This is a genomic window from Achromobacter sp. SX5 (assembly GCF_056711425.1).
Genome location: NZ_CM160041.1, coordinates 666,725 through 691,286, shown reverse-complemented (window position 1 = coordinate 691,286; position 24,562 = coordinate 666,725). Strand labels below are relative to the sequence as shown.

The 24,562-nt window shown below is 67.6% G+C and carries 22 protein-coding genes; 11 read left to right on the top strand and 11 right to left on the bottom strand.

From position 1 onward, the window contains the following. Positions 1 to 20 precede the first annotated feature (20 nt). Positions 21 to 704: a GntR family transcriptional regulator gene (locus tag AC1M14_RS03265; protein WP_111825917.1), complete on the bottom strand. Its 684-nt coding sequence runs from the start codon at positions 702 to 704 to the stop codon at positions 21 to 23. A gap of 238 nt (positions 705 to 942) precedes the next feature. Between AC1M14_RS03265 and AC1M14_RS03260 the strand changes: the two genes are divergently transcribed. The 9 genes from AC1M14_RS03260 (at position 943) to AC1M14_RS03220 (ending at position 11,893) form a co-directional block, all read left to right on the top strand. Beyond that, a complete protein-coding gene (locus AC1M14_RS03260; protein ID WP_209164585.1) occupies positions 943 to 1,845 on the top strand; it encodes a dihydrodipicolinate synthase family protein in 903 nt (300 codons plus the stop codon). 110 nt (positions 1,846 to 1,955) lie between these two features. Beyond that, entirely contained in the window at positions 1,956 to 2,909 is a 954-nt protein-coding gene (locus AC1M14_RS03255; RefSeq protein WP_111825919.1) for a Bug family tripartite tricarboxylate transporter substrate binding protein, read from the top strand. 84 nt (positions 2,910 to 2,993) lie between these two features. Next, positions 2,994 to 3,497: an RNA polymerase sigma factor gene (locus AC1M14_RS03250; protein ID WP_102773485.1), complete on the top strand. Its 504-nt coding sequence runs from the start codon at positions 2,994 to 2,996 to the stop codon at positions 3,495 to 3,497. Beyond that, positions 3,484 to 4,467, top strand: coding sequence for a FecR family protein (locus AC1M14_RS03245; protein WP_479730974.1), 984 nt, complete (start codon positions 3,484 to 3,486; stop codon positions 4,465 to 4,467). The genes AC1M14_RS03250 and AC1M14_RS03245 overlap by 14 nt, the downstream gene beginning before the upstream one ends. Before the next feature lie 157 nt (positions 4,468 to 4,624). Then, positions 4,625 to 7,018, top strand: a complete 2,394-nt coding sequence (locus tag AC1M14_RS03240; RefSeq protein ID WP_479730973.1) for a TonB-dependent receptor — start codon at positions 4,625 to 4,627, stop codon at positions 7,016 to 7,018. Positions 7,019 to 7,111: 93 nt separating this feature from the next. Next, positions 7,112 to 7,618, top strand: coding sequence for a sigma-70 family RNA polymerase sigma factor (locus AC1M14_RS03235; RefSeq protein ID WP_102773482.1), 507 nt, complete (start codon positions 7,112 to 7,114; stop codon positions 7,616 to 7,618). Further along, positions 7,615 to 8,583 carry a FecR domain-containing protein gene (locus AC1M14_RS03230; protein WP_479730972.1) on the top strand — a complete coding sequence of 323 codons (969 nt, stop codon included), beginning with the start codon at positions 7,615 to 7,617 and terminating at the stop codon, positions 8,581 to 8,583. Before AC1M14_RS03235 ends, AC1M14_RS03230 begins: the two co-directional genes overlap by 4 nt. A 132-nt stretch (positions 8,584 to 8,715) precedes the next feature. Continuing rightward, positions 8,716 to 11,190: a TonB-dependent siderophore receptor gene (locus AC1M14_RS03225; RefSeq protein WP_479730971.1), complete on the top strand. Its 2,475-nt coding sequence runs from the start codon at positions 8,716 to 8,718 to the stop codon at positions 11,188 to 11,190. A gap of 55 nt (positions 11,191 to 11,245) precedes the next feature. Then, a complete protein-coding gene (locus AC1M14_RS03220) occupies positions 11,246 to 11,893 on the top strand; it encodes a nucleotidyltransferase family protein (RefSeq protein WP_479730970.1) in 648 nt (215 codons plus the stop codon). Between the two features lie 13 nt (positions 11,894 to 11,906). On the opposite strand, the gene AC1M14_RS03215 is transcribed toward AC1M14_RS03220, so the two are convergent. Next, on the bottom strand, positions 11,907 to 12,701 hold the full coding sequence (locus tag AC1M14_RS03215) for an AraC family transcriptional regulator (RefSeq protein WP_479730969.1): 795 nt from the start codon (positions 12,699 to 12,701) through the stop codon (positions 11,907 to 11,909). 89 nt (positions 12,702 to 12,790) lie between these two features. Between AC1M14_RS03215 and AC1M14_RS03210 the strand changes: the two genes are divergently transcribed. Next, on the top strand, positions 12,791 to 13,975 hold the full coding sequence (locus AC1M14_RS03210; protein WP_479730968.1) for an MFS transporter: 1,185 nt from the start codon (positions 12,791 to 12,793) through the stop codon (positions 13,973 to 13,975). Here AC1M14_RS03210 and AC1M14_RS03205 read toward each other — a convergent pair. After that, positions 13,972 to 14,991, bottom strand: a complete 1,020-nt coding sequence (locus AC1M14_RS03205) for an XdhC family protein (protein WP_479730967.1) — start codon at positions 14,989 to 14,991, stop codon at positions 13,972 to 13,974. The genes AC1M14_RS03210 and AC1M14_RS03205 overlap by 4 nt on opposite strands. Positions 14,992 to 15,004: 13 nt before the next feature. Continuing rightward, positions 15,005 to 16,315: an MFS transporter gene (locus AC1M14_RS03200; RefSeq protein ID WP_479730966.1), complete on the bottom strand. Its 1,311-nt coding sequence runs from the start codon at positions 16,313 to 16,315 to the stop codon at positions 15,005 to 15,007. A 475-nt stretch (positions 16,316 to 16,790) separates the two neighbouring features. On the opposite strand from AC1M14_RS03200, the gene AC1M14_RS03195 reads away from it, so the two are divergent. Continuing rightward, on the top strand, positions 16,791 to 17,237 hold the full coding sequence (locus AC1M14_RS03195; RefSeq protein ID WP_209164746.1) for a MarR family transcriptional regulator: 447 nt from the start codon (positions 16,791 to 16,793) through the stop codon (positions 17,235 to 17,237). Positions 17,238 to 17,247: 10 nt separating this feature from the next. Here the strand turns inward: AC1M14_RS03195 and AC1M14_RS03190 are convergent, their stop codons facing one another. The 7 genes from AC1M14_RS03190 to AC1M14_RS03160 form a co-directional block, all read right to left on the bottom strand. Then, complete coding sequence (locus tag AC1M14_RS03190) at positions 17,248 to 18,843, bottom strand: MFS transporter (protein WP_479730965.1); 1,596 nt, start codon at positions 18,841 to 18,843, stop codon at positions 17,248 to 17,250. A 114-nt stretch (positions 18,844 to 18,957) separates the two neighbouring features. Further along, a complete protein-coding gene (locus tag AC1M14_RS03185) occupies positions 18,958 to 19,581 on the bottom strand; it encodes an isochorismatase family protein (protein ID WP_209164592.1) in 624 nt (207 codons plus the stop codon). Between the two features lie 13 nt (positions 19,582 to 19,594). After that, on the bottom strand, positions 19,595 to 20,629 hold the full coding sequence (locus AC1M14_RS03180; RefSeq protein ID WP_479730964.1) for a 2,5-dihydroxypyridine 5,6-dioxygenase NicX family protein: 1,035 nt from the start codon (positions 20,627 to 20,629) through the stop codon (positions 19,595 to 19,597). Then, positions 20,620 to 21,501, bottom strand: a complete 882-nt coding sequence (locus AC1M14_RS03175; protein WP_479730963.1) for an alpha/beta fold hydrolase — start codon at positions 21,499 to 21,501, stop codon at positions 20,620 to 20,622. Before AC1M14_RS03175 ends, AC1M14_RS03180 begins: the two co-directional genes overlap by 10 nt. Before the next feature lie 18 nt (positions 21,502 to 21,519). Continuing rightward, the gene (locus tag AC1M14_RS03170) at positions 21,520 to 22,272 is read right to left on the bottom strand and encodes an aspartate racemase/maleate isomerase family protein (protein ID WP_209164595.1); all 753 of its coding nucleotides are present in this window, start codon (positions 22,270 to 22,272) and stop codon (positions 21,520 to 21,522) included. Positions 22,273 to 22,310: 38 nt separating this feature from the next. Beyond that, positions 22,311 to 23,276: an amidohydrolase family protein gene (locus AC1M14_RS03165; protein ID WP_479730962.1), complete on the bottom strand. Its 966-nt coding sequence runs from the start codon at positions 23,274 to 23,276 to the stop codon at positions 22,311 to 22,313. An 84-nt stretch (positions 23,277 to 23,360) separates the two neighbouring features. Further along, complete coding sequence (locus AC1M14_RS03160) at positions 23,361 to 24,554, bottom strand: xanthine dehydrogenase family Fe-S subunit (RefSeq protein ID WP_479730961.1); 1,194 nt, start codon at positions 24,552 to 24,554, stop codon at positions 23,361 to 23,363. Positions 24,555 to 24,562: the final 8 nt, after the last annotated feature.

Sequence of the window (24,562 nt, the reverse complement as noted above, 5' to 3'; positions counted from 1 at the left end):
GGAATTGCGGAAATGCGGAGTCAGTCCGCCGCCACGGCGGCGCCGCCCAGCAGCCGGTCCACGATCGCCAGGATCTGCTCGGCGGCGTCGCCGATGTGCTGCTCCAGCATGGCCTCGGCCTTGTCGGCCTGGCCGGCGCGGCACAGGGCGATGAGTTCCATGTGTTCGCGATGCGCCTGCTGCCGGATCGGGACGTTCACGACCTGGAAACGGAAATAGCGCTCGGACTTCTCGTGCAGCGCCCGCACCATGCCCAGCGCCGCCGGCCGCTGCGCGGCCCGGTACAGGCTTTCGTGCAGCTCCCAGTTGAGCGCGCCCCAGCGCCCGGGATCGGTCGAATCCATCTCGCGCACCAATTGCTCGGCGCGCTGCAGATCGGCCTCGGAAATGTTCGGGATGGCCTCGCGGATGATCCAGGGCTCCAGGCGCTTGCGTATGTCGAAGAATTCCTGGACTTCCGCCTTGGAAAGCATCGACACAAAAGCGCCCTTGTGCGCGATCGTGTCGACCAGGCCTTCGGCGCTCAGCAGGCGCAGCGCCTCGCGCACGGGAATGCGGCTCACGCCCAGCTCTTCGGCCAGCAATTCCTGCCGCAAGGCCGAGCCCGGCGCAAACTCGCCGGACAGGATGCGGCCGCGCATCGCGTCCAGCACCAGTTCGGTGGTGGTCTTCCTGACGATTCGGGTGGGAGGGCTGGGCTGCATAGATGAGAAGGTCCGCGATACGCTAGGGAAACCCCGGGGAGACACGAAGCACCGGCTTCGCGTAACGTGATTATATTGGATCCATGATCCGCTGACCGCGGCGATCGCGCGTCAAGCGAGCATGAAACAAAGGCACGGCTATCCGCGCCATTTTTTTCTCTTGCTAAATTGGATCCAATATAAAGTACTCTTTATCCGAATATTTGCCCGCAGGCCCGCCCCTGCCACAAGGAAGATCATGACGATTCAATGGAAAGGCGTTTTCCCCGCCGTCACTACCAAGTTCAAGCCCGACTACACGCTGGACGAAGATGCGCTGCGCGCGGGCCTGGAGCGTCTGATCGCCAATGGCGTCAGCGGCGTGGTGATGATGGGCATGGTCGGCGAGAACGCCCAGCTGTCTCCCGAAGAAAAGCTGACGGTATTGCGCATCGCCAAGGAGACCGTGAACGGACGCGTGCCCATCATTTCCGGGGTGGCCGAAACGAGTACGCAAAAGGCGGTCGCCTTCGCGCAACAGGCGGAACGGCTGGGCGTGGACGGCCTGATGCTGTTTCCCGGCCTGACCTATAAATCCGACGTCCGCGAAACCATCGAATTCAACAAGGCCGTGGCGCGCGCCTCCAGGCTCGAGATCCTGCTCTACAACAACCCGCGCGGCTACGGCGTGGATCTCACGCCGGACACGGTGGAGCAGCTGCTGGCCGAACCCACCATCGTCGCGATCAAAGAGGAGTCCTACGACACCACCCGCGTCACGGATCTGATCGCGCGCTTCGGCGACCGCCTGAACGTGGTGTGCGGCGTGGACGACCTGATCCTGGAAAGCGCCGCGCTGGGCGTCACCGCCTGGGTGTCCGGCATGGCCAACGCCCTGCCCCGGGAATCGGTCGATCTGCTGGACCTGGCCATCGCGGGCAAGCTGCCGCAGGCCCGCGCCCTGTATCGCGTCCTGACTCCGCTATTCCATCTGGACACGGTGGTGAAGCTCGTTCAGCACATCAAGCTGGCCGAGAACATCATCACGGGCTCGGCCGAAACCGTGAAGCCGCCGCGCCTGGACCTGGTGGGCGAGGAGCGCGAGCGCACCATCGCCATCGTCCGCAAGACCCTGGCCGACCTGGAAACGCTGCGCCGCTAAGCCTGCCGCAATACAACCTGCGGCCCGACGGCGGGCCGCGCTATCGCACTCGGAACGGCACCCCGGTACGGTCGACACTTTTGGTGCCTTGTGCGGATGAACTTTCCACCATGAACTTCTTACCTAGAATCGTATTGGGCGCCCTGGCATGTCTCACCGCAAGCGTGGCCGCCGCCGCTTCCTACCCCAGCAAGCAGATCGAGCTCGTGGTCGCCTACCAGCCGGGCGGAGGCAGCGACAACACCGCCCGCGCCGTGGCCGACGAAGCCCGCAATCATTTCCCGCAGACCGTCTTCGTGATGAACAAGCCGGGCGCCAGCGGGTCCATAGGCTGGTCCTACGTACTGTCGGGCAAGCCGGATGGCTATAAGGTCCTGCTGATGAATCCCGAGATGCTGTTCGTGCCATTGATGGGCATCGGCAAAGCGACCATCGACGACTTCCAGCCCGTGGCCCGCTTCACGGACGATCCCTCCTCCATCACCGTGCGCGCGGACGCGCCATGGAACACGATCGAAGAGTTCATCGCCTATGCCAAGGCGAATCCCGAAGCCGTCACGATCAGCAATGCCGGCAACGGAACGATTCCCCACCTGGCCGCGGCGGCGCTGGCCGACAGCACCGGCGCCACGTTCACCCACGTCCCCTATCAAGGCTCATCGCCGGCCATCATGGGATTGATGGCCGGCGACGTGAAGGCGACGACGGTGGCCTACGCCGAACTCAGGCAGCACGTGGAAACCGGCAAGCTGAAAACGCTTGCCGTCATGTCCGCGCAACGCCTGCCCGCGATCCCGCAGGTTCCGACATTCAAGGAGCGCGGACACGATCTGCAATTCAGCGTCTGGCGCGGCATCGGCCTGCCCAAGGGCGCGCCCGAAGAAGCGCTGGCGGCGTGGCGGGAAGTCGCGCGCAAGGTCTACGAAACGCCGGCATTCCAGAAATCGCTGGTCTCGCAGAACCTGACGCTGGCCTGGGCGGACACGCCCGAGTTCACCGCGGATATCGCCCGGCAGAACGAAGCGTTCAAGACGCTGATGAAAAAGCTCAATCTCAAGCCGTAGGCGGGGTCTTGCGGGCGGACCGGCAACCCAGCTTTGCAATGCAAATAAAAACCATTATCATGCGTGGCTTGCTTATTTGCCGCCATGCCACCACGTCCTCCCCGCTCGCAAGGCTTTCTGGCCTACTACGAAGAACTGCTTGCGGTCTGGACCCGGAAGCTGGGTTGCCGTGACGCCGCGCGGGATCTTGCGCACGAAGCGCTGGTGAAATGCCTGGAGACCGACGCCGCGCGCGTGGCCCAGCCTCGCGCCTATCTGCATCAGGCGGCCCGCAACGCGGCCGTCGATCAGTTCCGCAAGACCGACGGGCAGGAGTGGGTGGCGCTTGATACCATAGCCGCCCATCCCAGCTCCCTGGGCGATCCCCTGGCCCAGGTCCGCACCGAGCAGTTGAGCCAGGCGCTGGAAGCCGCGCTGGCCGAACTGCCGCTCAAATGCCGCCAGGTCTTCGTCTGGCAGCGCCTCGAAGGCATGACCCAGGCCGAGATCGCGCAGCGCATGGGGCTGAGCAAGAATATGGTCGAAAAATACATGATCCGCACCGCACTGCATCTGCGGGAACGGCTTGGAGCCTATGCCCCGAACTGACTGTTCGCCTCTTGCGGCCTCCGAGGCCCGCGCCGATCCGGTCCGCGCCCAGGCGGCGCGCTGGTTCGCGCGCGCCCGCTCCGGCACATGGACCGAAGCCGCGCAGGCCGAGCTCGACGCCTGGCTCGCGCGGGACCCGCGCCATGCCTCGGAGTACCGGATGCTGGAGGAGATCTGGCTGGCGGCCGGCAGCATTCCCGCGGACCGCCTGCGCGAACTGGCGGAACCGCCGCCGCGTCCGGCCAGCCGGATGCGCAGGCAGGCGCTGGGCTTGGGGCTGTGCGCGCTGGCGGCGGGCGTCGCGGTGGCGATCTGGCGCCCCGGCGACGGCATGGCCGAATACCGCACTGCGGCCGGTGAGCGCCGCAGCGTCACGCTGCCCGACGGGTCCATCGTCGAACTCAACAGCCGCAGCCGCCTTCAGGTCGGTTTCGACGACGCCCGCCGCCGCGTCGTGCTGCAAGCGGGCCAGGCCCTGTTCACGGTGCGGGAAGACATGGCCCGCCCTTTCATCGTCGACGCCGGATTCGGCAGCGCCCGAGTGACCGGCACGCGCTTCGACGTGCGCCGCGATGTGGACCGGATGCAGGTGGTGGTCGAATCGGGTTCGGTGGAAGTGGCCGGCGCGCAGGACGCTGCCGCCGTGGCGGTCGCGGCCGGAAATTCGGTGCTGGTGGACGCCAGCGGCCACGCCGGCCGCGCGCGGCCCGTCGCCGTGGCGGCCGAGCTGGCCTGGCGCAACGGCCAGATCGTGTTCGCCGATGCCGACTTGCGCAGCGCCGTGCGCGAGGTGTCGCGCTACCGGGAGCAGCCCATCGTGCTGGCGTCCGGGCAGGGCCTGGAAGACCTGCGCCTGACCAGCGTGTTCCAGACCGCCGACACCGACGCTTTCCTGACCGCGCTGCCGCACATCCTGCCGGTCGCGGTGCGGCGCCTGCCTGACGGGCGGGCCGAGATCGTCGCGCGCTGACCCGCCGGCCGGCGCTGTTACAAAAAAAGCGGGCGGAGCATTCAGGTATTTTTTGCGTATTGCGTCTTCTTCCTGATTGGCGGGCGGGCATGGTGCCCGCGGGCATGATTCGGGAGCACAGGAAGTGGATCGCAAGAAATGGGGAAAGCACGCGGGAATGCGCGCGTGCCTGGGCGCGGCGCTGGTCGCCGCGGCATTCGTGGCGGGATCGCCGGGCGCACGGGCGCAATCGGCGCCGGTTGCGATAGACATGCCGGCGCAGCCGCTGGACCAGGCGCTGCGCAACCTGGCCCAGGCCCATGGCCTGCAGATCTTCTACGCCCCGCAAACCGTGGCCGGCATGCAGGCGCCGGCCGTCGCGGGCGCCATGACGCCGCAGCAGGCGCTCCTGGCCTTGCTGGACGGCAAGGCGCTGCAGGTCCGCCAGGAAGGCGCCGTGACCATCATCGAGCCGCAAGGCGCCGGCCAGACCCAGGTCATGGCCCCGATCGAAGTGGCCGGCTCGCGCACCGCCAGCAATCTGGTGAACCCGGTGCAGCAGACCATCGTGCTGGAGCGCGACGCCCTGCAGGAATTGCGCACGGGCTCGGGCACCCTCGCCACGATTCTTTCCAAGACGGTGCCGGGCATGGCCGATTCTAGCCGCACCATCACCGACTACGGCCAGACGCTGCGCGGGCGCGGCGTGCTGGTGCTGGTGGACGGCATTCCGCTCAACACCAACCGCGATTCGTCGCGCAACCTGGCCAACATCGACCCGGCCACCATCGAGCGGGTCGAAGTGCTGCGCGGTAGCAGCTCGATCTACGGCGCAGGCGCCACGGGCGGCATCGTCTCGATCACCACGCGGCCGGCCGGCGGCGAGCCGGTGGCCGAGACCACCATCACCGCCGTCAGTCCGCTGACGCGGCTGCGGGCCGACGGCCTGGGCGGGCAGCTCCAGCAGCATTTCGCGGGCAGCAAGGGCATGGTGGACTATGCGCTGGACCTGGGCGCGCGCCACAACGGCGCGTCCTATGACGCGCATGGCCGGCGCATCGCGCCCGAGCCCAGCCAGGGCGACCTGTTCGACTCCAATATCTACAGCCTGGGCGGCAAGCTGGGCCTGCGCATCGACGACAACCAGCGCCTGCAGCTCTCTGCCAACTACTACAACGCCGACCAGGACTCCGACTACACCTCCGACCCTTCGGTCGGCCGGCTGCCTGCCGGGTCGGCACGCGCCCTGCCCATGAGCGGCCTGCAGCTGGCGGACCAGAACCAGATCCGCAACACGCTGGTGAACCTGGAATACCAGCACCTGGACCTGCTGGGCAGCAAGATGACGGCGCAGATGTACTACCGCGACTATTTCACGCGCTTCACGCCCTTCGATGCGCGCGCCGTCGTGACCCGCGGGAACAACATCGACCAGATCACCCAGAACACCAAGGTCTTCGGCAGCCGCCTCACGGTGGACACGCCGCTGGGCGAACAGTCCAGGCTGATGTGGGGCGCGGACTTCAACCACGAACGCAGCGACATGCCGCTCGACATATTCGATCCGGCCGCCTATGACCGCAGCGGCGGGCGCGTGTTCAACAGGATGGGCGGGCTCACCTACATGCCCGAACTCACCACGCGCAGCACCGGCCTCTTCGCCCAGCTCGAACACCGCTTCAATGAGCAGTGGTCCGTGCAGGGCGGCGCGCGCTATGAGTACGCGTCGGCCCGCTTCGGCGACTTCGTGCCCCTGTCCCAGCTGCGTGTGCCCGCCCCCGCCACGGTGCAGGGCGGCACGGTCAACTACGACGCCTTCCTGTTCAATTTCGGCGTGGCCTACGCGCCGGTGCTCGGACAGGAGCTGTACGCGAACTTCAGCCAGGGCTTCCAGCTGCCCGACATCGGCGTCCAGATGCGCAACGCGCGTCCGGGCTTCGACATCGGCTCGTCCGACCTGCAGCCGGTCAAGACCAACAACTACGAGCTGGGCTGGCGCGGCGGAGTCGGCAACACCTCGGCCTCGCTGGCGCTGTTCTACACCACGTCCAAACTGGGCGACGTGCAGAGCTTCAACAACGGGCTGATCCTGACGCGCACGGAAGAACGCATCCACGGCATCGAGGGCACGGTCGACTACGCCACCGACGACGAAACATGGGCCACCGGCGGCACCTTCACGTGGATGAAAGGCCGCGAGCGTCCCGCCGGCCGCAGCTGGCAGGACATGACGGGCTACCGGATCCCGCCGCTCAAGCTCACCGCGTATCTGCAGTACCGCCCCAACGAACGCTGGAGCAACCGCATCCAGGCCAATTACTTCGGCGGCAAGGACTACCGCCTGAATGGCGTGGAGAGCTTCGGCCGGCGGGACGTGAGCAGCTATTTCACGGTGGATCTCATGAGCCGGTATCAGCCGAACCAGAACGACACATTCATTCTCGGCATCGAGAACCTGTTCAATCGCGACTACTACCCGCTCTACAGCCAGCTCATGCGCAGCAACACGAACACCAGCCGGCTTCCCGCCGCCGGGACCGTACTGACGCTGACTTACCAGCACAGGTGGTAAGCGCCTGAGCCGCCGCCGTTTGCCGCAGATCTGGAAAATAGATAATAATAATCGTTCCCATTCAGTATCTGCCGGCACGGACGGCCACAGGCCTTGGAAACTTCGGATTACGCTTTCCCGCCCAGCGTGGAGACGCTTTACCACGATCACCACCCGTGGCTGCAGTCCTGGCTGCGCCGCCGGCTCGGCAACGCGGCGGATGCCGCCGATCTCGCCCAGGACGCCTTCGTGCGGCTGCTGACCACCCCACGCAAGTTCGGCAGCCTGCCGGAAGCGCGCGTCTATCTGCGCACCATGGCGGGCGGCCTGTGCGTGGACTTGTGGCGCCGGCGGCGCATCGAGCAGGCCTGGCTCGACACCCTGGCCGCCCAGCCCGAGGCCCGGGCGCCGTCCGCGGAACACCAGGCCATCGTGCTCGAAGCCCTGCATGAAATCGACCGGCTGCTGCGCGCCCTGCCCGTCAAGGCCGCCCATGCCTTCGTCATGGCGGCCGGCAGCGGCATGAGCGAAAAAGAAGTCGCCGCCGAGTTGGGCGTGAGCACGCGCATGGTGCGCAAGTACGTGGCCCAGGCGATGCTGCATTGCCTGCAGACGCTTTGAGCGCCGCCCTCAGCCATGGCGTGCTGGAACAGGCCGCCGAATGGTTCGCGCTGCTGCAATCCGGCGAGGCCACGCGGGCCGACCGCCAGGCCTGGCGAGCCTGGCATGACAGCGCCGAAGCGCATCGCGCCGCCTGGGCGCAGGTCGAACGGGTCGGCCGGATTTTTCAGCCGATCCGGCAAGCGCCCGATCCGCGCCTGACGGTCGGCGCCTATCGCACCGCCACCGCCGACGCCGGCCGGCGCCGCCTGGTGCTGGGCCTGGCGGCCCTGGCGGGCGCCGGCCTGCTGGGCGGCGCGGCGTGGCGTCCGTCGCTGCTGCCCGGCGCCCTTCTGGCCTGGACGGCCGACCACAGAACCGGCGTCGGCGAAGTGCGCGAGATCGCGCTGCAGGACGGCACGCGCGTCTGGCTGGGCACGGGCAGCGCGTTCGACGAGGATTTCGGCGCGGCGCTGCGCCGCCTCGAACTCGTGGCCGGCGAAATACTAATCAGCACCGCCTCCGATCCCGGCCGCCCCTTCGTGGTCGACACGCCGCGCGGCCGGCTGCGCGCGCTGGGCACCCGGTTCAGCGTGCGGCTGCAGGACGGCGATGCGCGCATCGCGGTCTATGACGGGGCGGTGCGGGCGCAGACTGCCGGCGGCGCGGGCGGCGTCATTCCCAGCGGCATGCAGGCGCGCCTGACGCGGGCAGGGCTGGCGGGCCTGGAACCCGCGGTAGCCTCGGCCGAGGCCTCGACGCGCGGCCTGTACATCGCCCAGGACATACCGCTGGGCGACGTGCTGCGCGAACTCGGCCGGTATCGCGCCGGCTATCTGAGCGTATCGCCGCAGGTGGCGGGGCTGCCGGTTTTCGGCAGCTACCCCATGACCGAGCCGGACCGCGCGCTCGCCATGCTGGAGTCGGTGCTGCCGATCCGCGTCAGCCGTCCGCTGCCCTGGTGGGTGCGCGTCGGGCCGCGGTAGCGCAACTTTTTTTCACCGGGCAGTTCCTGTTTCGGGCGGCTCGTTCGATGAACGGGGTGCAAGGTCATTCGACCATTGAACAACCCGGCTTTCGAGGACTCCATGCCTGTTCACCCGCCCATTCCCGGCCGCATGCCATCGTCTCTGTTTTCCGGCGCCAACCGCAAGGCGCGCGGCGCCTTGCGGTTGGCATGCGCTTGCGGGCTGCTCGCCGCGGCGGCCTGGACGCCCGGCGTCCAGGCGCAGGCCGCGAGCGCCGCCCCGGCCCAGGCCGCCGGCGGCCAGACCCGCCATTACGACATTCCGGCCGGCCCCCTGAACGCGGTGCTGGCCCGCTACGCCGCGGAATCCGGCGTGCTGCTGGCCAGCCCGCCCGGCCTGGTCGACGGCCGCCAGAGCGCCGGCGTGCGCGGCGCGCTGGACCCGCAGGCCGCGCTGGCCGCGGCGCTGGCGGGCACCGGGCTGGAGGCGGTGCAGGACGCGCGCGGGCAATACCGCCTGCGCGCGGCGGCCGGCGGCGGCGTGGCCACGCTGGCGCCGGTCACCGTGCAGGGCCAGGATCTCGCCACCACCGAAGGGACCGGCTCCTATGCCTCCAATGTGGTGACCATCGCCAAAGGCGATCAGTCGCTGCGCGAGATCCCGCAGGCCGTCTCGGTCATCACCCGCCAGCGCATGGACGACCAGAACATCGGCGACATCCGCGACGCATTGAACAATGCGCCCGGCGTGTCCATGGTGGCCAACGATCCGGGCGGGCAGTTCTATTCGCGCGGTTTCTTCATCCAGAGCTACCAGTTCGACGGGGTGCCGCTGGAACGCCAGCTCTACGCGCGCGGCTCGGCCTTCAACTCCGACGCGGCGATCTACGACCGCGTGGAAATCATGCGCGGCCCTCAAGGCCTGTTCGAAGGCGCCGGCGATCCTTCCGGGTCCGTCAACATGGTGCGCAAGCGCGCCACGCAGGAATTCCAGATGACGTTGACCGGCAAGGTGGGGTCGTGGGACCAGTACGGCGCGCTGGTGGACGTGGGCGGGCCGCTGAACGACAAGGGCACGGTGCGCGCGCGCGTGGTGGCCAACTACGAGACCGCCGGCTCGTTTCGCGACTATCTGGATTCCAACGAACGCACCCTCTATGGCGCGCTGGACATCGACCTGGGGCCCGCCACCACCCTGGGCATCGGCTACAGCCGTGAAAAGCCCTACGGCGTCATCGACTGGTCGGGATTGCCCAGCTACGGCGACGGCTCCATGCCCGATTACTCCCGCTCCACCAACCTGAGCGCACCCTGGAACCATGCCTTCAAGACCCAGGACACCTGGTACGCCGACCTGACCCACCGCTTCGCCAACGGCTGGAAGTTCAAGGCCGCCCTGGTGCGCGTGGACGAGGCGAACGACATCAAGTATCTGCTGCGCACCGGCAGGCTGGGGCCGCCCAACACGTTCCGCAGCGACGCCTACGCCTTCGACATGAACTCGCGCAACCTCGGCGGCGACGCCTATCTGACCGGAGGCGCCATGCTGTTCGGCCGCAAGCTCGACCTGACCATGGGCGCCAATTTCTCGCATCAGCGCAGCAACGATATCTGGGGCTGGACCAGGAACGTCCAAAGCCTGAACGCCAGCTACGACCAGCGCTACACCGGCCCCGCCATGAACAGCGATGAAATCATGGCGGCGAACCGCATGGACGACGGCTACCGCTCCGACAAGAAGGGGCTGTACGCCACGGCGCGCTACCAGGTGCTGGACCCGCTTTCCATCGTGCTGGGCGGGCGCTTCTCGTGGTACGAGCAGACCTATGTATCGGACGGCATCTGGGGCTACTCGGAAACCACGGCCAAGGAAGAAGGGGAATTCACGCCGTTCATCGGCACGGTGCTCACGCTCGACGAGCAATGGTCGGCCTACGCGAACTATGCGGACATATTCCGGCCGCAGAGCCAGCGCGACGCCTCCGGCGCCTTCCTCAGCCCGGTCACCGGCAGGAATTATGAACTGGGCCTGAAAGGCGAACTGCTCGACGGCCGCGTAGACGTGGGCTTCGCGCTGTTTCGCACCGAACAGAAGAAGGTCGCCTTCCAGGACGGCAGCGTGCCGCAGGAGGTAGCCAACGCGCGCTGCGGCGGCACCTGCTACCGCCCGACCGCGCAAGTGCGCAGCCAGGGCTTCGAGGCCGAAGTCACCGGCGAAGTGCTGCCCGGCCTGCAGCTGGCCGCCTCCTACACCTATACCCAGACCAAGCACAAAGGCGAGGACGTGCCCGCGGTCGGCTACGACATTTCGTCCAACACCGGCATTCCTCGCCACCTGGCGCGGCTCTGGGCCAACTACCGCCTGCCCGGCCAATGGAGCCGCTACTCCATCGGCGCCGGCCTGACCACGCAAAGCGAGTCCTCCGGCTTCGCCTACTACGGCCGCAAACAGGGCGGCTACACGGTGCTCGATGCGCGCATCGGCTATCGCTTCGACGACCGCTTGTCGGTTGCCCTGAACGTGAGCAACCTCACGGACAAGAAGTACTACTCGTCGATCAGCTACGACCACAACTACTACGGCGCGCCGCGCAACTATCTGCTGACGATGCAATACCGGATGTAGGCGCGCGAGCCGCCCGCCATGGACAGGCCGGGCGCATCCTGGCCACAATAGCGCCATGTCTTCCACGCCCATTCCCCGCCCGGCCATGACGCCAGACCGCGACCCGCCCTCCTGCATCGGCGTGCTGCTGGCCGCCGGCGCGGGCTCGCGCTACCGCCAGGCCGGCGGCGCCGGGAACAAGCTGCACGCCACGCTGGCCGACGGCATGCCGATAGCGGCGCACGCCGCCGCCAGGCTGTGCGCCGCGGTTGCGCGTGTCGTCGCTCTGGTCGCGCCGGACGATGCGTTCCTGACGCGGCGCCTCGCCGACCTGGGCTGCGTGGTCCTGCCGGCGCCGGCCGCGGGCGGCCCGGACGGCGGCATGGGTTCCACGCTGGCCGCGGCCATGCAGTGGCTGCTGGCGCATGGCGACGGCCATACGCATGCATTGGTGGCGCTGGGCGATATGCCGTGGGTGGCGCCCGAGACGCTGCGCGCCGTTGCCGCGCAGCCGTCAGCGCATGCCGTGGCGGCGCCGCTGGTGCAGGGGCGGCGCGGGCACCCGGTGCGGTTTGCGCGCGCGCTATGGCCCGAGCTGGCCGCGCTGCGCGCCGACGTGGGCGGACGCGAGATACTGCGCCGGCATGGGGTGCATGCGGTGCCGCTCGAAGACCCCGGCGCGCTGCGCGACGTGGACGTGCCGCAGGACCTGAACGCGGCGTGAGCCGCCCTCGCGTTCAGCGCAGCGCCGAGAAGTACTGCGCCGGAGGCTGGCCCAGCGCCTTCTTGAACATCGTGATGAACGCCGTCACCGAGTCATAGCCCAGGTTGCCGGCCACGCGCTGTACGCTCGCGCCGGCGGCCAGCTGCCGCAGCGCGACGATCAGGTGCAACTGCTGGCGCCAGCGCCCGAAGGTCAGCCCGGTCTCGCGCCGCACCAGACGCGCCAGCGTGCGGTCGCTCATGGCCAGCCGGTCGCCCCATGCGGCCAGCGTGCTGCGGTCCGACGGGTCGGCGGCCAGCGCGTCCGCGATGCGCCGGATCTTCGGATGCGGCGAGATGGGCAGGTGCAGCTGCGCCAGGGGCGCGGCGCAAAGTTGATCGAGCAGCACAGAGACCAGCCGCGCGGTGGGCCCGTCCATTGGATAGCCGGGGTCCTGTTCGGAGAGATACGTGATCATCTCCCGCAGCAGCGGGGAAATCGCCACGGTGCAGCACTGGTCCGGCATCGGCGCGGCCTGCGGTTCGATGAAGAGGAAATAAATGCGGGCGTTGCCGGTAGCGCGATTGCTATGCGGCATGCCGCCGGGTATCCATACCGCGTGGTGCGGCGGCACCATCCACAAGGCGCGCGGCACTTCGCAGGTCACCCCGCCGTGCAGCGCCATGACGAGCTGCCCCTTGCGGTGCGTGTGCACGGGCTGCTCGGCATCGTTCTGCTCGACCTCGACGCGCAAGGCGGTGGCCGGCCGGTCGCTGGCGTCCGGGTCGTACTGGAACAGCGTCTGGTTCAAAGGCGCGCAGCTTGTCATGATTTAGAGATTCATTGTCATTGCTTCGGTATTACATCACGCGCAGAGCGCGTAGATTAGGGAATCCCCTAAGATTTACCGAGAGACCCATGACCACTTTGACGCAACGGCGGGCAGGCACCTGCACCCTGCTGCTCGTCGGCATTCTTCTGATCGCCGCCAATCTCCGCGCGCCCATCACCGGCCTGCCGCCGCTGCTGGGCGCGATCCGCAGCGACCTGGCGCTGGGCACCACGGCCGCCGGCGCGCTCACCACGCTGCCCTTGCTGGCCTTCGCCCTGCTGTCGCCATTCAGCGCCTGGTTCGCGCGCGCCTGGGGCCTGGAGCGCGCGCTGTTCGGCGCCATGGCGGCAATCGCCGCCGGTATCGCGATCCGTTCCGCGGGGTCGTACTGGTGCCTGTATCTGGGCACCTGGATCATCGGCATGGGCATCGCCGTGGGCAATGTGCTGCTGCCCAGCCTGGTGAAACGCGACTTCCCCCACAACGTCACCGCCGTCACCGGTGCCTACGCCCTGGCGATGGGCGTGGCGGCGACGCTGGGCTCGGCCGCCATGGCGCCGCTGGCGCAGGCCTGGGGCTGGCATGCCGCCCTGCTGGGCTTTCTGGTGCTGCCCGCGGCCGCACTGGCCGCATGGGCGCCGCAGCTGGGCAGCCAGACGCGGCCGGCGGCCGGCGCCGCGGCGGCCCCCAAGGGCGAGCCGGTCTGGCGCAGCGCGCTCGCCTGGCAGGTCACCGGTTTCCTGGGCCTGAACTCGACCATCTATTACGTGGCGATCGGCTGGCTGCCGACGATGCTCACCGACAGCGGCATGTCCGCGACCCGGGCCGGCTTTCTGCATGGGGTGCTGCAACTGGCGACCGCCGTGCCGGGCCTGCTGCTCGGTCCCATCGTGCGCCGCATGCAGGACCAGCGCGCAGCCGCGGCGACGGTGGCGCTGTGCTCGGCCATCGCCCTGGCCGGGCTGGCGTGGGCGCCGCAGCTGGCGCTGCTGTGGTCGATCCTGTTCGGCGTGGGGACCGGCGCGGGGATGATACTGGGCCTGGCCTTCATCGGCCTGCGCACGGCGAACGCGCATCAGGCCGCCGCGCTGTCCGGCATGGCGCAATGCATCGGCTATCTGCTGGCCGCCGCCGGCCCCATGGCCATGGGCGCGCTGCACGACGCGCTCGGCGGCTGGCGCGTGCCGCTGGCCTTGTGCACGGCGCTGGCGCTGCTGGCCGCGCTGATCGGCGCCCGTGCCGGACGCGCGCGGCGCATCGGCGCGAACTAGACCGTACAGCTGGCCGGCAGGAACTCGCCCGCCTGCCCGTTCTTGCCCTGCTCCACCGCCAGCACCTGACCAGCTTGTACGCCGTTCCTGATGGCCGTGATCTCGGCCAGGATGGACAAGGCGATTTCCGGCGGCGTCTTGCTGCCGATATAAAGCCCGGCCGGTCCGTGCAGGCGGGCCACGTCCTGCTCCGTCAGGTCGAACTCCAGCAGGCGCTGCCTGCGGGCGGCGTTGTTCTTCCTGGACCCGATGGCGCCGACGTAGAACGCGGGCGTGCGCAGCGCCTCCATCAGCGCCAGATCGTCCAGCTTGGGATCGTGGGTCAGCGTGACGACCGCGCAGCGCGCGTCCAGCTTCATCTGGATGACCACGTCGTCCGGCATGTCACGCGTCAGGCGCACGCCGGGCACGTCCCAGTGGTCGGCATAGTCGCTGCGCGGATCGCACACGGTCACCTGGTAATCCAGGCCCAGCGCGATGCGGCACAGGTAGCTGGAGAGCTGCCCCGCGCCGATGACCAGCATCCGGTGGCGCGGGCCGTGCACCGTGGTCAGCGTGCGGCCCCGCAGCGCCACGCCGGCCGCCGCCGGCGCGTCCTCCAGCGTGGCGAACCCGGTGTCGATGTTCAGATGCCGGGCCACGACGCGATGCTCCTTCACCGCGGCCAGCAACTGGTCGATCCCGCTGTAGCGGTTCAAGGGCTCCAGCATCAGCCGTATCGTGCCGCCGCAGGGCAGGCCGAAGCGGTGGGCCTCGTCGGCCGACACGCCGTACTCGACCAGCCTGGGTCGCGTCAGGCGGAAGTCCGCCTGCTTGACCTGGTAGATCAGGTCGTCTTCGATACAGCCGCCCGACACCGACCCCACCACGCGGCCGTCGGCGCGGATGGCGAGCATCGCGCCTTCGGGCCGCGGCGAAGACCCCCAGGTTTTCACCACGGTCACCAGCAACACGTGCCATTCCTGCTCCACCCAATGGCAGCAGTGTTCCAGAACGTCGAGGTCTTCACTATTCATGATGGCTCAAGCATCAAACGCGTTGCGGGTTCAGGTTTTCCAGCCCTTTCCGGTCGACGACGGGATCGGCGTGGTTGGGCGATTTCCAGACCAGGCCGACCGCCACGCCCAGCACGCACAGGGCGCCGATGTACCAGGCCGGCGCCATGACCAGGCCCTGCTTGCCGACCAGGAACGAGGCCACCGCCGGCGCGGTGCCGCCGAAGACCGCGTAGGCCACGTTGTACGAGACGGCGAAGCCGGTGAACCGGACCTCGGCGGGAAAGGACTTTACGATAATGTACGGCCCCAGCGTGATGGTCCCGATCAGGAAGCCGCCGATGATGTATAGCGGCCAGACCGCGTCGCTGTTGCGCGTCAGCGACCAGTAAAAGGCCGAGCACACCGCCAGCATGGCCATGCTGCCGATGGCGTAGGCCTTGCCGCCGCCGATCTTGTCGGCCGCCCAGCCGGCGAACGTACTGCCCAGGATGAGCGCGAAGATCGACCAGGAGTTGTTGGTGAACACCTCCTTGGCCGGCAGTTGGAACTGGGATTGCAGATAGGTCGGCGTGAACAGGAAATACAGCACGAAGATGCCCGAGAACACCCAGGTGACCAGCAGGCCCAGCACGACCGCGCGCCCGTGCTTGGTCATCACCACCGACAGCGGCAGCTTGGCGTCCTTCTCGCGCTTTTCGCGCAGCGCCTCGAAGACCGGGGTTTCGTGCAGATAGCGGCGCAGGTACACCGATATCAGGCCGAATACGCCGCCGGCGATGAAAGGCAGGCGCCAGCCCCAGGACTTCAGGCTTTCGGGGTCGAGGTTGGAGACCAGGAACTTCGCGCTCAGCGCGCCCAGCAGGATGCCGGTGCACAGGCCGGACATCAGCAGGCCGCAGGCCAGTCCGACGCGGTGCTTCTGCACGTGTTCGGCACAGAAGATCCAGGCGCCGGGAACCTCGCCGCCGACCGACAGGCCCTGGAGTATTCGGCACAGCAGGAACAGCAGCGGCGCGGCCAGCCCCAGCGTGGCGTAGCTGGGCAGCAGGCCGATGAGCAGCGTGGGCGCGGCCATCAGGAACAGGCTCAGCGCGAACATCTTCTTGCGGCCGATGCGGTCGCCGAAGTGGGCGAAGAAAATGCCGCCGATGGGACGCACCAGGTAGCCGGCGGCGAAGATGCAGAAGACCTGAAGCTGCGCCAGCCAGGCGGGCGTGTCGGGCGGAAAGAAGACCGTGGCCAGCAGCGTGGTGAAGAACACCGCGACGATGAAATCGTAGTATTCCAGGGCGCCGCCCAGCGACGCCAGCATCAGCGTCTTGACTTCATTTCTTGACATCATTTGCCCGCCCGAGGCGGCATCTGACTGAATCGGGGTCGAACTCATTGATAGACTCCAAGCGCTGTAGAAGGTCCAGACAGGCGATTCCTTGCTATTTATCAGTACACTGACAAAATATGCGGGTTAAGGTGTCCGTTAGATCGGGCCTGCATGGATCCGTCGACTTCAAAGAGAGAGGGAAAACAACCTGAGGAATTTCAGGGCGTCAATTCGATTCTTGGGAAAACTTGATTTTCGTCAGTACGCTGACAGATAGGTTTTTATCCTGGATTGGCACTCCTACGCACTAGTGATTGACCCTAATGGGATTGTCCCTAGCGCGCCGCCTGGCGCGGCGCTCATGGGGCTTATGACAACCGAATGCAACAAAGATAAACTTTGGCTACCGCCGCATGGCGTACAGGAATAGACGATGACCAAGGCAGCACCCGAGCAAGCAAAGAGCCGCGACGAAGGCGCTATTGAGACGGGACATCTGTGGCAGCGTCCCGGCTTTCTGATCCGGCGTCTCAATCAGATCCACGTCGCGCTGTTTTTCGAAAGCTGCAAGGATTTCGCGATCACGCCCGTTCAGTACGGCCTGCTGACCACCCTGAGCGAGCACCCCGGCATAGACCAGACTTCGCTCTGCGCCGAGGTGGGCGTGGACCGCACCACCATGGCCGACGTCCTGCGCCGCCTCGAAGAGCGCGGCCTGGTCAAGCGCAAGCCCAGCCCCCACGACGGCCGCCTCAAGATCGCGAGCATTACCGCGCGCGGCCGCAAGACCATGGACGAGATGTACGGCGCCATGCGCGCGTCGCAGGTCAAGTTTCTCGACCCGCTGAACGCCGAGGAACAGGCCACCTTCATCCGGCTGATGATGCAGCTGGTCGAGGGCAACAATCAGTACGGCCGGACGGCGCTGAAGCATTTCGACTGAGCCGGCCGCCTCATTGCGTGATGTCCCGCCTGTAGGTCTCCGGCACGAACAGCGCGCCGACGATGAAGGAAACGGCCGCCACCACGATCGGATACCACAGGCCGAAATAGACGTTGCCGTGGGCCACCGCCATGGCCGACACGACGAAGGGCAGCATCCCGCCGAACCAGCCGGACCCCAGGTGAAACGGCAGCGACAGTGAGGTGTACCGTATCCTGGCCGGGAACAGCTCGACCATGAACGCGGCCATCGGCCCGTAGACCATGGCCAGGTACAGCAGCAGCACCCACATCAGCAGCACCACCATGGGGCCGTTGACCAGCGCCGCGTCCGCCTGTTTCGGCCAGCCGGCGGCCGCCAGCGCCCGCTCCAGCTCGGCGCGGTCGCTGCCCGCCACCTCGATGCTGCCGATGACGGTCCGCGCGCTTTCGCCGGGCCGCGGCGCGCCCTGGTCGTAGGACACGCCCGAACCGGACAGGAACGTCCGTATCCTGTCGCAATCGCTCTTGGGCTCGGCGAACAGGGAAAAGTGGCAGTTATCCGCGTAGACCGTCACGGGCGCATTCTGCTGGAAGGCTTCGAGCTTCGGATTCGCGTAATGCGTTAGCTGGTGGAAGATCGGCTGCGTGGTCAGCGCAAGCAGCGCGCAGGCCAGCAGCATGATCCACTTGCGGCCTATCCTGTCGGACAGCCAGCCGAAGAACACGTAGAACGGAAACACGCATACCAGGGCGAGGGCCAGATACAGGTTCACGCTGACCGGGTCCACCCTGAGCGTGTTCTGCAGGAAATACATGGCATAGAAGTGCCCCGTGCCGAAAATGACGCCCACGCCCGAGGCGGTGCTGAACAGCATGATGAGCACGTATCTCAGGTTGCCCCAGTTGCCGAAGCTCTCGCCGATCGGCGCCTGCGACAGCTTGCCTTCGTGCTTCATGGCCTGGAAGGTGGGCGATTCGGACAGCTTGGTCCGCAGATAGACGGATACGACCAGCAGCACGGCCGACACCAAAAACGGCACGCGCCAGCCCCAGGCCTGAAACGCCTGCAGGTCCATCATCGCCCGGGTCGCGCCCACCACGGTGATGGACAGCAAGAGGCCCAGCGTCGCGGTGGTCTGCAGCGAACTGGTGTAGAAGCCGCGCTTTTTCGGCGGCGAATGCTCGGCCAGGTAGGTCGCCGCGCCGCCGGTTTCCCCGCCCAGCGCGAACCCTTGCAGCAGCCGCAACAGCACCAGGATGACCGGCGCCAGCATGCCGATCTCGGCGTACGGCGGCAGCAGGCCCACCCCCACCGTGGCCACGCCCATCAGCACGATAGTCGCCATGAAGGTGTACTTTCTGCCGATCCGGTCGCCCAGCCGGCCGAAGAACAGCGCGCCGATGGGACGCACCAGAAAGCCCGCGCCGAAGGTCGCCAGGCTGGCCAGGAACGCCGCCGTGTCGTTGCCGCTGGGAAAGAACAGCACGCTGAACACGGCGGCCAGCGCCGCATAAACATAGAAGTCATACCATTCGAGCAGCGCGCCGAACGAGGACGCGAAGATAATGGTGAACTGACTCCGCCCGATAGAACCTCTTGCTGCAATGGTGTTGGCGCGCATCATGGTCGGCCTCGCTGGCTGGGTTTTTGCGGAAATACGCCCCCACGGGCCTGGCGATTTCTCGCGAGGCCCGCAGGCGCTTGCATCGGTATGTCAAAGGCGGCGGCGCAGGTCCGGCTACAGCGCGCCCAGCGCTTTCAGCGCCTCGTCCTTCGGCATGACGGCGGCGTACTTCTGCGCCATGTCGAAGAGGTTGGCCTCGTGCGGTCCGATGGCGCGGTCGCCCACGCAGTCGGACAGCACGAAGGGCCGGAATCCGTACTGCATGGCATCGACCACCGACGCTCGCACGCAGCCGCTGGTCACCGCCCCCGCCACGGCCAGCGTGCGCACGCCGCGCTGCGCCAGCCAGGCGAACAGCGAGGTGCCGAAGAAGGCCGACGGCACAGTCTTGCGCACCACCAGCTCGCCCTCCAGCGGCGTCAGCTCCGGCACGATGGCGCTGTCATTGCCGTTTTCCTTGAGCGTGAGCATGCCCGGCACCTTCTCGGTGAAGATGTTCCGGTCGGCGTCGTCGTCGGCGAACACGATGCGGGTGTGCGCCACCGGCCAGCGCCGCTGCCTGGCGAACTCCAGCACGGGCACGGTGTTCGCGATCGCCTCGGCGATATTGCCGCCGCCGAACACCGCCGGGTTTGCGAAGCTGTTGACGAAATCGATGATGAGCAGGCCCACCGGGGCCTGCGGCGCCAGCGTCTGGCCGAAGCTCTGGCGCCGGTAGACTTCAGTGTCGTTTGTCATGGTGAGCGTCTCTCTACGGTTGCACGACCACGCCGCCCTTGACCACCGGTTCGTCATCCAGGTAGACGTCGCAGTTGCGCAGCGGAATGTCGATGTGGCAGGTGGTGGTGCGGCTGCCGCCGGCCTCGTTGTTGGGACCCAGCGAGAACAGGAAATTGCCCTCGAAGGCGCGCGCGTCCATGCCGATGGTGGCCTCGCGGTCGTACAGGCCCAGCGTCGACCAGTGCGCGCGCGGCTGCAGCCCCCAGCCGATGTGGGAGATTGCGTAAGCCTCGGGGTCCTGGAACGTGCCCATGTACTCGGACAGCAGCTGCGCGTCGATGCCGCCGGAAATACCGGTCGCATAACCGCCCTCCACCGTCAGTTCGATGCGGTCGGACACGTAGCACTTCTGCGGCAGCAGTATGTCGCCGCGGTCGATGACGATGCGGCCGTGCGCCTGGCCGTCGTTGGGAAAGGTCAGCGCGAAGCCGCTGGGCCAGTGGTCCCAGCGGCCCGGCTCGTCGACGAAGCCGTACTCCGCGATCGGCGCGAACTCACCAAGCGGACAATGGAAGTCCGTGCCGGCCGCCGACAACACGCGCATGGTCCGGGCCGCGCCGATGCGCTGCTGGGCGGCGACGACGCGCTCCTTGTCGCGCAGCGTCGGCACCAGCCGGGTCAGCACCTCCGGCGGCTCCACCGCCAGCAGGATCTTGGTGCCCGTCTGCAGGATTTCCAGCTGCTCGGGCGAGAACAGCAACGTCATCAGGTCCAGCACCAGGTCGCTGGCCTTGAGCGCCGCGATCGCGGCCTGGTTGCCGGTCAGCGGGGTGGTGCCCAGGTAGGCCAGCGAATCGCGGCTCAGCGCCTTCTCGCCGTTGACCGGCGGAAGATCGAGCCGGTTCACCACGGCTCCCATAGACTGGGTCGCGATCAGCGCCGTGGCCAGCGTCTGCGGGTGGGTGTTGGCGCTGGTCAGGATGGTGACCGTCTGTCCGGCCTGCAGGCGCGACAGCGTCAGCACCTCTTTCCAGGCCGCGACCATTTGATAGTCGCTTACCGGCATGTCTTCGCTCCCGTGCTGGATTCGTGCGTGTCCGCGGCGCCCGGCTCCAGGCGCGCGCCCAGGAAATCGCCGAAGGCCGTGTAAAAGCCCTCCTCGTTGTCCCAGGGGATCATGTGGCCGGCATCGGCCACCCGCTCGTGCTGCAGGCCCGCGACCAGTTCGCCGATCTCGGCCACGTCCTCGTCCTTGACCACGTCGCCGCGCGCCGCCGTGATCAGGCGCACGGGCAGCTGGAGCAGCGGCAGGTCGGCATGCACGTCGTCCGTGTGAAAACCGTCGAAGCTCTCGCGCACGGCGCGCTCGTCGCAGGTGTGCAGCCACTCGGCCCGCAGCCGCAGCTGTTCCTCGGTCCAGGTCGCGCAGTACTTGCGCATGGCCTGCGCGTCCATGCCCTGGCGGGCCTCGGCCATGGAATCGACGTACCAGGGCAGCTGGGCGGGATAGGCGCGGCGTCCCGGGCCGGACACCGGCGGGTCCACGGCCACCAGCCTGGCCATGCCCGGCGGCCGCTGGCGGGCCGCCCGCAGGCCGATCCGCGCGCCCATGGAATGGCCGACCACGCTGTAGCGCGTCAGGCCGAGCGCCTGGGCGAAAGCGATCAGGTCCGCGGCCTGCGCGTCCAGGCTGTAGTCCAGCGCGTCGCCGGCCGAGGACAGGCCGCGGCCCCTGACGTCCAGGACGTAGGTGTCGAAATGCCGCCCGAAGCGCTCGCCGACGAAGCCCCAGGTGATGGCGGGGCTGGTGATGCCGGGAACGATGATGACCGGATCATGCCTGCCGGCCACGGCCTGGCCGCCGTAGCGCAGGTAGTGCTGGCGGATGCCGTTGGCGGCGACGTTGGCGCCGTACTGGAAAGTGGATGGCTGCGTCATGCCTGTATTCCTCCCGTCTCAGTACGCGCCGGACAGCAGCGCGCCGGCGCCAGGCACCACGCGTTCCAGGTCCAGCGTCTTCAGCATTGCATAGGTGGTCGCGACCGCGGCGGTGATGACCGGCTTGCCCGTCATCGCCTCGACCTTGGCGATCGCCGGCAGCGACGGCATCTGCACGCAGGCCGACAGCACGATGGCGTCGGCGTCCTGGTAGGGCAGCGTCTTGACGATGTCCGGCAGCCGGGCCGGATCGTGACGTCCAACCTCCAGGTTGTCGGGGATCTCCAGCGCGCGGTAGGCGATGACCTCGAAGCCTTCGTTGCGGATGTAGTCCACCACCAGCTCGGTCAGCGGCACCATGTACGGCGCCACCACCACCACGCGCCTGGCGCCGATGACCTTGAGGCCATCGACCAGCGCGCCGGCGCTGGTGATGACCGGCGCCGACCCGCCGTTGGCCGCGGTGTGGGCCGACAGGCGCTCCTGCGAGACGCGGTGGTATCCATGCCCCATCGCCATGATCGCGACCAGGCAGGCGTAGCCCAGCACATCGACGCGGGCGTCGCTCAGCTCCACGGCGCAGCGGTCCGATTCCGCATCCATCGCGGCGAGTTCTTCCTTTACCACTTTCTTCATGCGCATGCGGCTGGAGTGAAAGGTGAAGCGCTCCGGCCGTATGGCCTGGCGGGCCTGCAGCATGGCGGGGATTTCGGTTTCCATCGTGGTGTTCGAACTGGGCACGATCTGGCCGATGCGGAAGGTTTTGTTCATTGCTTGCTCCAAGGGATAGGGAATTCGGGTGACGCGCGTCAGAGCTTCAGCAGCCGCGCCGCGTTGCCATGGCAGACCAGGCCGCGGGTTTCCTCGTCCAGCGGCGCCTCTTCGATGAAGCTGGCGGCCAGCCGGGTCGACTCGTAGGGGTAGTCGACCGAAAACATCACGGCCTCGCGGCCCATCTCGCCGATGGCGCCGATCAGCGACGGCGCCGAGCACACGCCCGAAGTCGTGATCAGCAGATTGCGGCCGAAGTACGCCGAAGGCGGCAACTCCAGACGCACGCCGTGCGAATACACGGCGAAGCGGCTGTCGAAGCGCCAGCGCAGAAACGGCAGGCCCTCGCCCATGTGGCCGACGATGACCTTCACGCCCGGATAGCGGTCGAACACGCCGCCGAACAGCAGCCGCAGCGCGTGGCTGCCGGTCTCCACGCCCCAGCCCCAGGTCGCGCCGGCCAGCTCGGGATGGCCGTCCAACACCTTGGGCAGCGCGTAGGCGTCGATGGGATGCAGGTAGAACGGCACGTCCAGTTCCTGCAGCGTCGCCCAGAATTCGTCGTAGGCCGGATCGTCGTAGTACGTGCCGAACGTATGGCCGTTGACCAGCGCGCCCTTGAAACCCAGTTCCTTCACCGCGCGGGTCAGCTCCCGGGCCGCCTCTTCGGGGCTATGCATGGCCAGCGTGGCGAAGCCGCCAAAGCGCGACGGACGGCGCGCGACCTGCTCGGCCAGGAAGTCGTTGCTTTCGCGGGCGCGGGCCGCCGCCAGGGCCGGTTCGCGTTCGCCCTGCACGCTGGGGCCGGTCTGCGACAGCACGCAGTAATCGATGCCGGCGCGGTCCATTTCTTCCAGCCGCTGCCCGTCGAAATCGGCCAGCCTGCGCCCCAGGTCCTGCAGGATCTCGGGCGCGATGTGCTGCGTGAACGCCTTGGAGTAGTTGGGAAACGTCGGCGTGGCGAAATGTTCTTCCAGCGCGATCTTCCTGATTCGGTCTGCCATGTGGAAATCTCCTTTAATCATCAGCGTACTGACGATAATGTTCAGTAAAAGGGGCTGGCCCGAAGGCCGCCCCTGCTTCTGTCTTCAGTCCTTTTTGCCGAACAGCCTGCGTATCCGGCTCCAGATCACGCTCCACACCAGGCTGCCCGCGTTGAACCGGGAGGCGGCGGCCTCGGGCACGGCCTGCCCGCCCAGCTGCGCCGTGATGCGCGCGCCGAAGTCGGCGATCATCCGGCGCACGAAGTCCTTGACCAGACCGGAGCGCGAGAACTGCGCCAGCGGTCCCTGCAACATGTACTCCAGCGTCACCGCCACGCGCGTCTGGGCGCCGCCGGCCTCGCTGGTCAGCGAGTACGTCACGTCGCCGTTGGCGCGCGAGCGGCTGATGTTGTCCTGCCCCGCGCCGCGCATCACCGCCCGGTGCCGGGCGGCGTCGCGCTCCAGACGCGCGGCGCCGGCGAAATTGGCCGACATCGGACCGAACTTGATGGCGATTTTTCCCTTCACGGTATCGCCCGTGTGCTCGGTGAGTTCGGCGCCCGGCAGGCAGGCGGTCACGGAAGGCAGGTCCTCCATGAAGGCCCAGACGCGTTCGAGGGGAAACGGCACGACGAAGCTGTCGTCGATCGCCGTCCAGCCCTTGCGCTTCGCCTCGGCCGGTTCGTCGGCGGCGGCCACGGCCGCTGGCGACGAGGCGATGGCCTGCTGCTCTCCGCGTTCGGCGGTGAACGTCTCGAACGCGCCCTGGGGCGCGGCCGCGCAAGCCGGCTGCGCGGATGCGCGGGAAACGCCCGCGTCCGCGGCGAGAGGATGAACTTTCAGATCGGCGATGACCGCCTGGATCGCGGCGACGATCCCCATGTAGCCGGTGCAGCGGCACAGATTGCCGGAAAGCTCCAGGCGGATGCGGGCCTCGTCGGCATCCGGATGGCGCAGCACGATATCGCGGGCCGTGATGAGCATGCCGGGCGTGCAATAGCCGCATTGCAGCCCGTGATGGACGGAAAACGAATGACGCAGCCGCCGCATCAGCTCGTCTTCGTCGAACCCCTCTATGGTGGTGACGCTCTGCTGGTCGCAGGCCACGGCGAACGTGATGCACGAGCGCACCGGCGCGCCGTCCACCAGCACGGTACAGGCGCCGCAGACGCCGTGTTCGCAGCCCAGGTGCGTGCCGGTCAGGTTCTGGCTCTCGCGCAGGAAATCGCCCAGGTGCACGCGCGGTTCGGGGCAGCCCTGCACGGACCGCCCGTTAATGGTCATTTGGATTGCTGACATCTGCTTCA

Coding starts and splice junctions, on each gene's coding strand:
- AC1M14_RS03240 (WP_479730973.1), top strand. CDS start 4,625: ATGCGCGCGTGCCTGGGCGCGGCGCTGGTCGCCGCGGCATTCGTGGCG.
- AC1M14_RS03215 (WP_479730969.1), bottom strand. CDS start 12,701: ATGACAAGCTGCGCGCCTTTGAACCAGACGCTGTTCCAGTACGACCCG.
- AC1M14_RS03260 (WP_209164585.1), top strand. CDS start 943: ATGACGATTCAATGGAAAGGCGTTTTCCCCGCCGTCACTACCAAGTTC.
- AC1M14_RS03220 (WP_479730970.1), top strand. CDS start 11,246: ATGTCTTCCACGCCCATTCCCCGCCCGGCCATGACGCCAGACCGCGAC.
- AC1M14_RS03170 (WP_209164595.1), bottom strand. CDS start 22,272: ATGAACAAAACCTTCCGCATCGGCCAGATCGTGCCCAGTTCGAACACC.
- AC1M14_RS03175 (WP_479730963.1), bottom strand. CDS start 21,501: ATGACGCAGCCATCCACTTTCCAGTACGGCGCCAACGTCGCCGCCAAC.
- AC1M14_RS03210 (WP_479730968.1), top strand. CDS start 12,791: ATGACCACTTTGACGCAACGGCGGGCAGGCACCTGCACCCTGCTGCTC.
- AC1M14_RS03160 (WP_479730961.1), bottom strand. CDS start 24,554: ATGTCAGCAATCCAAATGACCATTAACGGGCGGTCCGTGCAGGGCTGC.
- AC1M14_RS03185 (WP_209164592.1), bottom strand. CDS start 19,581: ATGACAAACGACACTGAAGTCTACCGGCGCCAGAGCTTCGGCCAGACG.
- AC1M14_RS03245 (WP_479730974.1), top strand. CDS start 3,484: ATGCCCCGAACTGACTGTTCGCCTCTTGCGGCCTCCGAGGCCCGCGCC.
- AC1M14_RS03225 (WP_479730971.1), top strand. CDS start 8,716: ATGCCATCGTCTCTGTTTTCCGGCGCCAACCGCAAGGCGCGCGGCGCC.
- AC1M14_RS03255 (WP_111825919.1), top strand. CDS start 1,956: ATGAACTTCTTACCTAGAATCGTATTGGGCGCCCTGGCATGTCTCACC.
- AC1M14_RS03265 (WP_111825917.1), bottom strand. CDS start 704: ATGCAGCCCAGCCCTCCCACCCGAATCGTCAGGAAGACCACCACCGAA.
- AC1M14_RS03190 (WP_479730965.1), bottom strand. CDS start 18,843: ATGATGCGCGCCAACACCATTGCAGCAAGAGGTTCTATCGGGCGGAGT.
- AC1M14_RS03205 (WP_479730967.1), bottom strand. CDS start 14,991: ATGAATAGTGAAGACCTCGACGTTCTGGAACACTGCTGCCATTGGGTG.
- AC1M14_RS03250 (WP_102773485.1), top strand. CDS start 2,994: ATGCCACCACGTCCTCCCCGCTCGCAAGGCTTTCTGGCCTACTACGAA.
- AC1M14_RS03165 (WP_479730962.1), bottom strand. CDS start 23,276: ATGGCAGACCGAATCAGGAAGATCGCGCTGGAAGAACATTTCGCCACG.
- AC1M14_RS03180 (WP_479730964.1), bottom strand. CDS start 20,629: ATGCCGGTAAGCGACTATCAAATGGTCGCGGCCTGGAAAGAGGTGCTG.
- AC1M14_RS03200 (WP_479730966.1), bottom strand. CDS start 16,315: ATGATGTCAAGAAATGAAGTCAAGACGCTGATGCTGGCGTCGCTGGGC.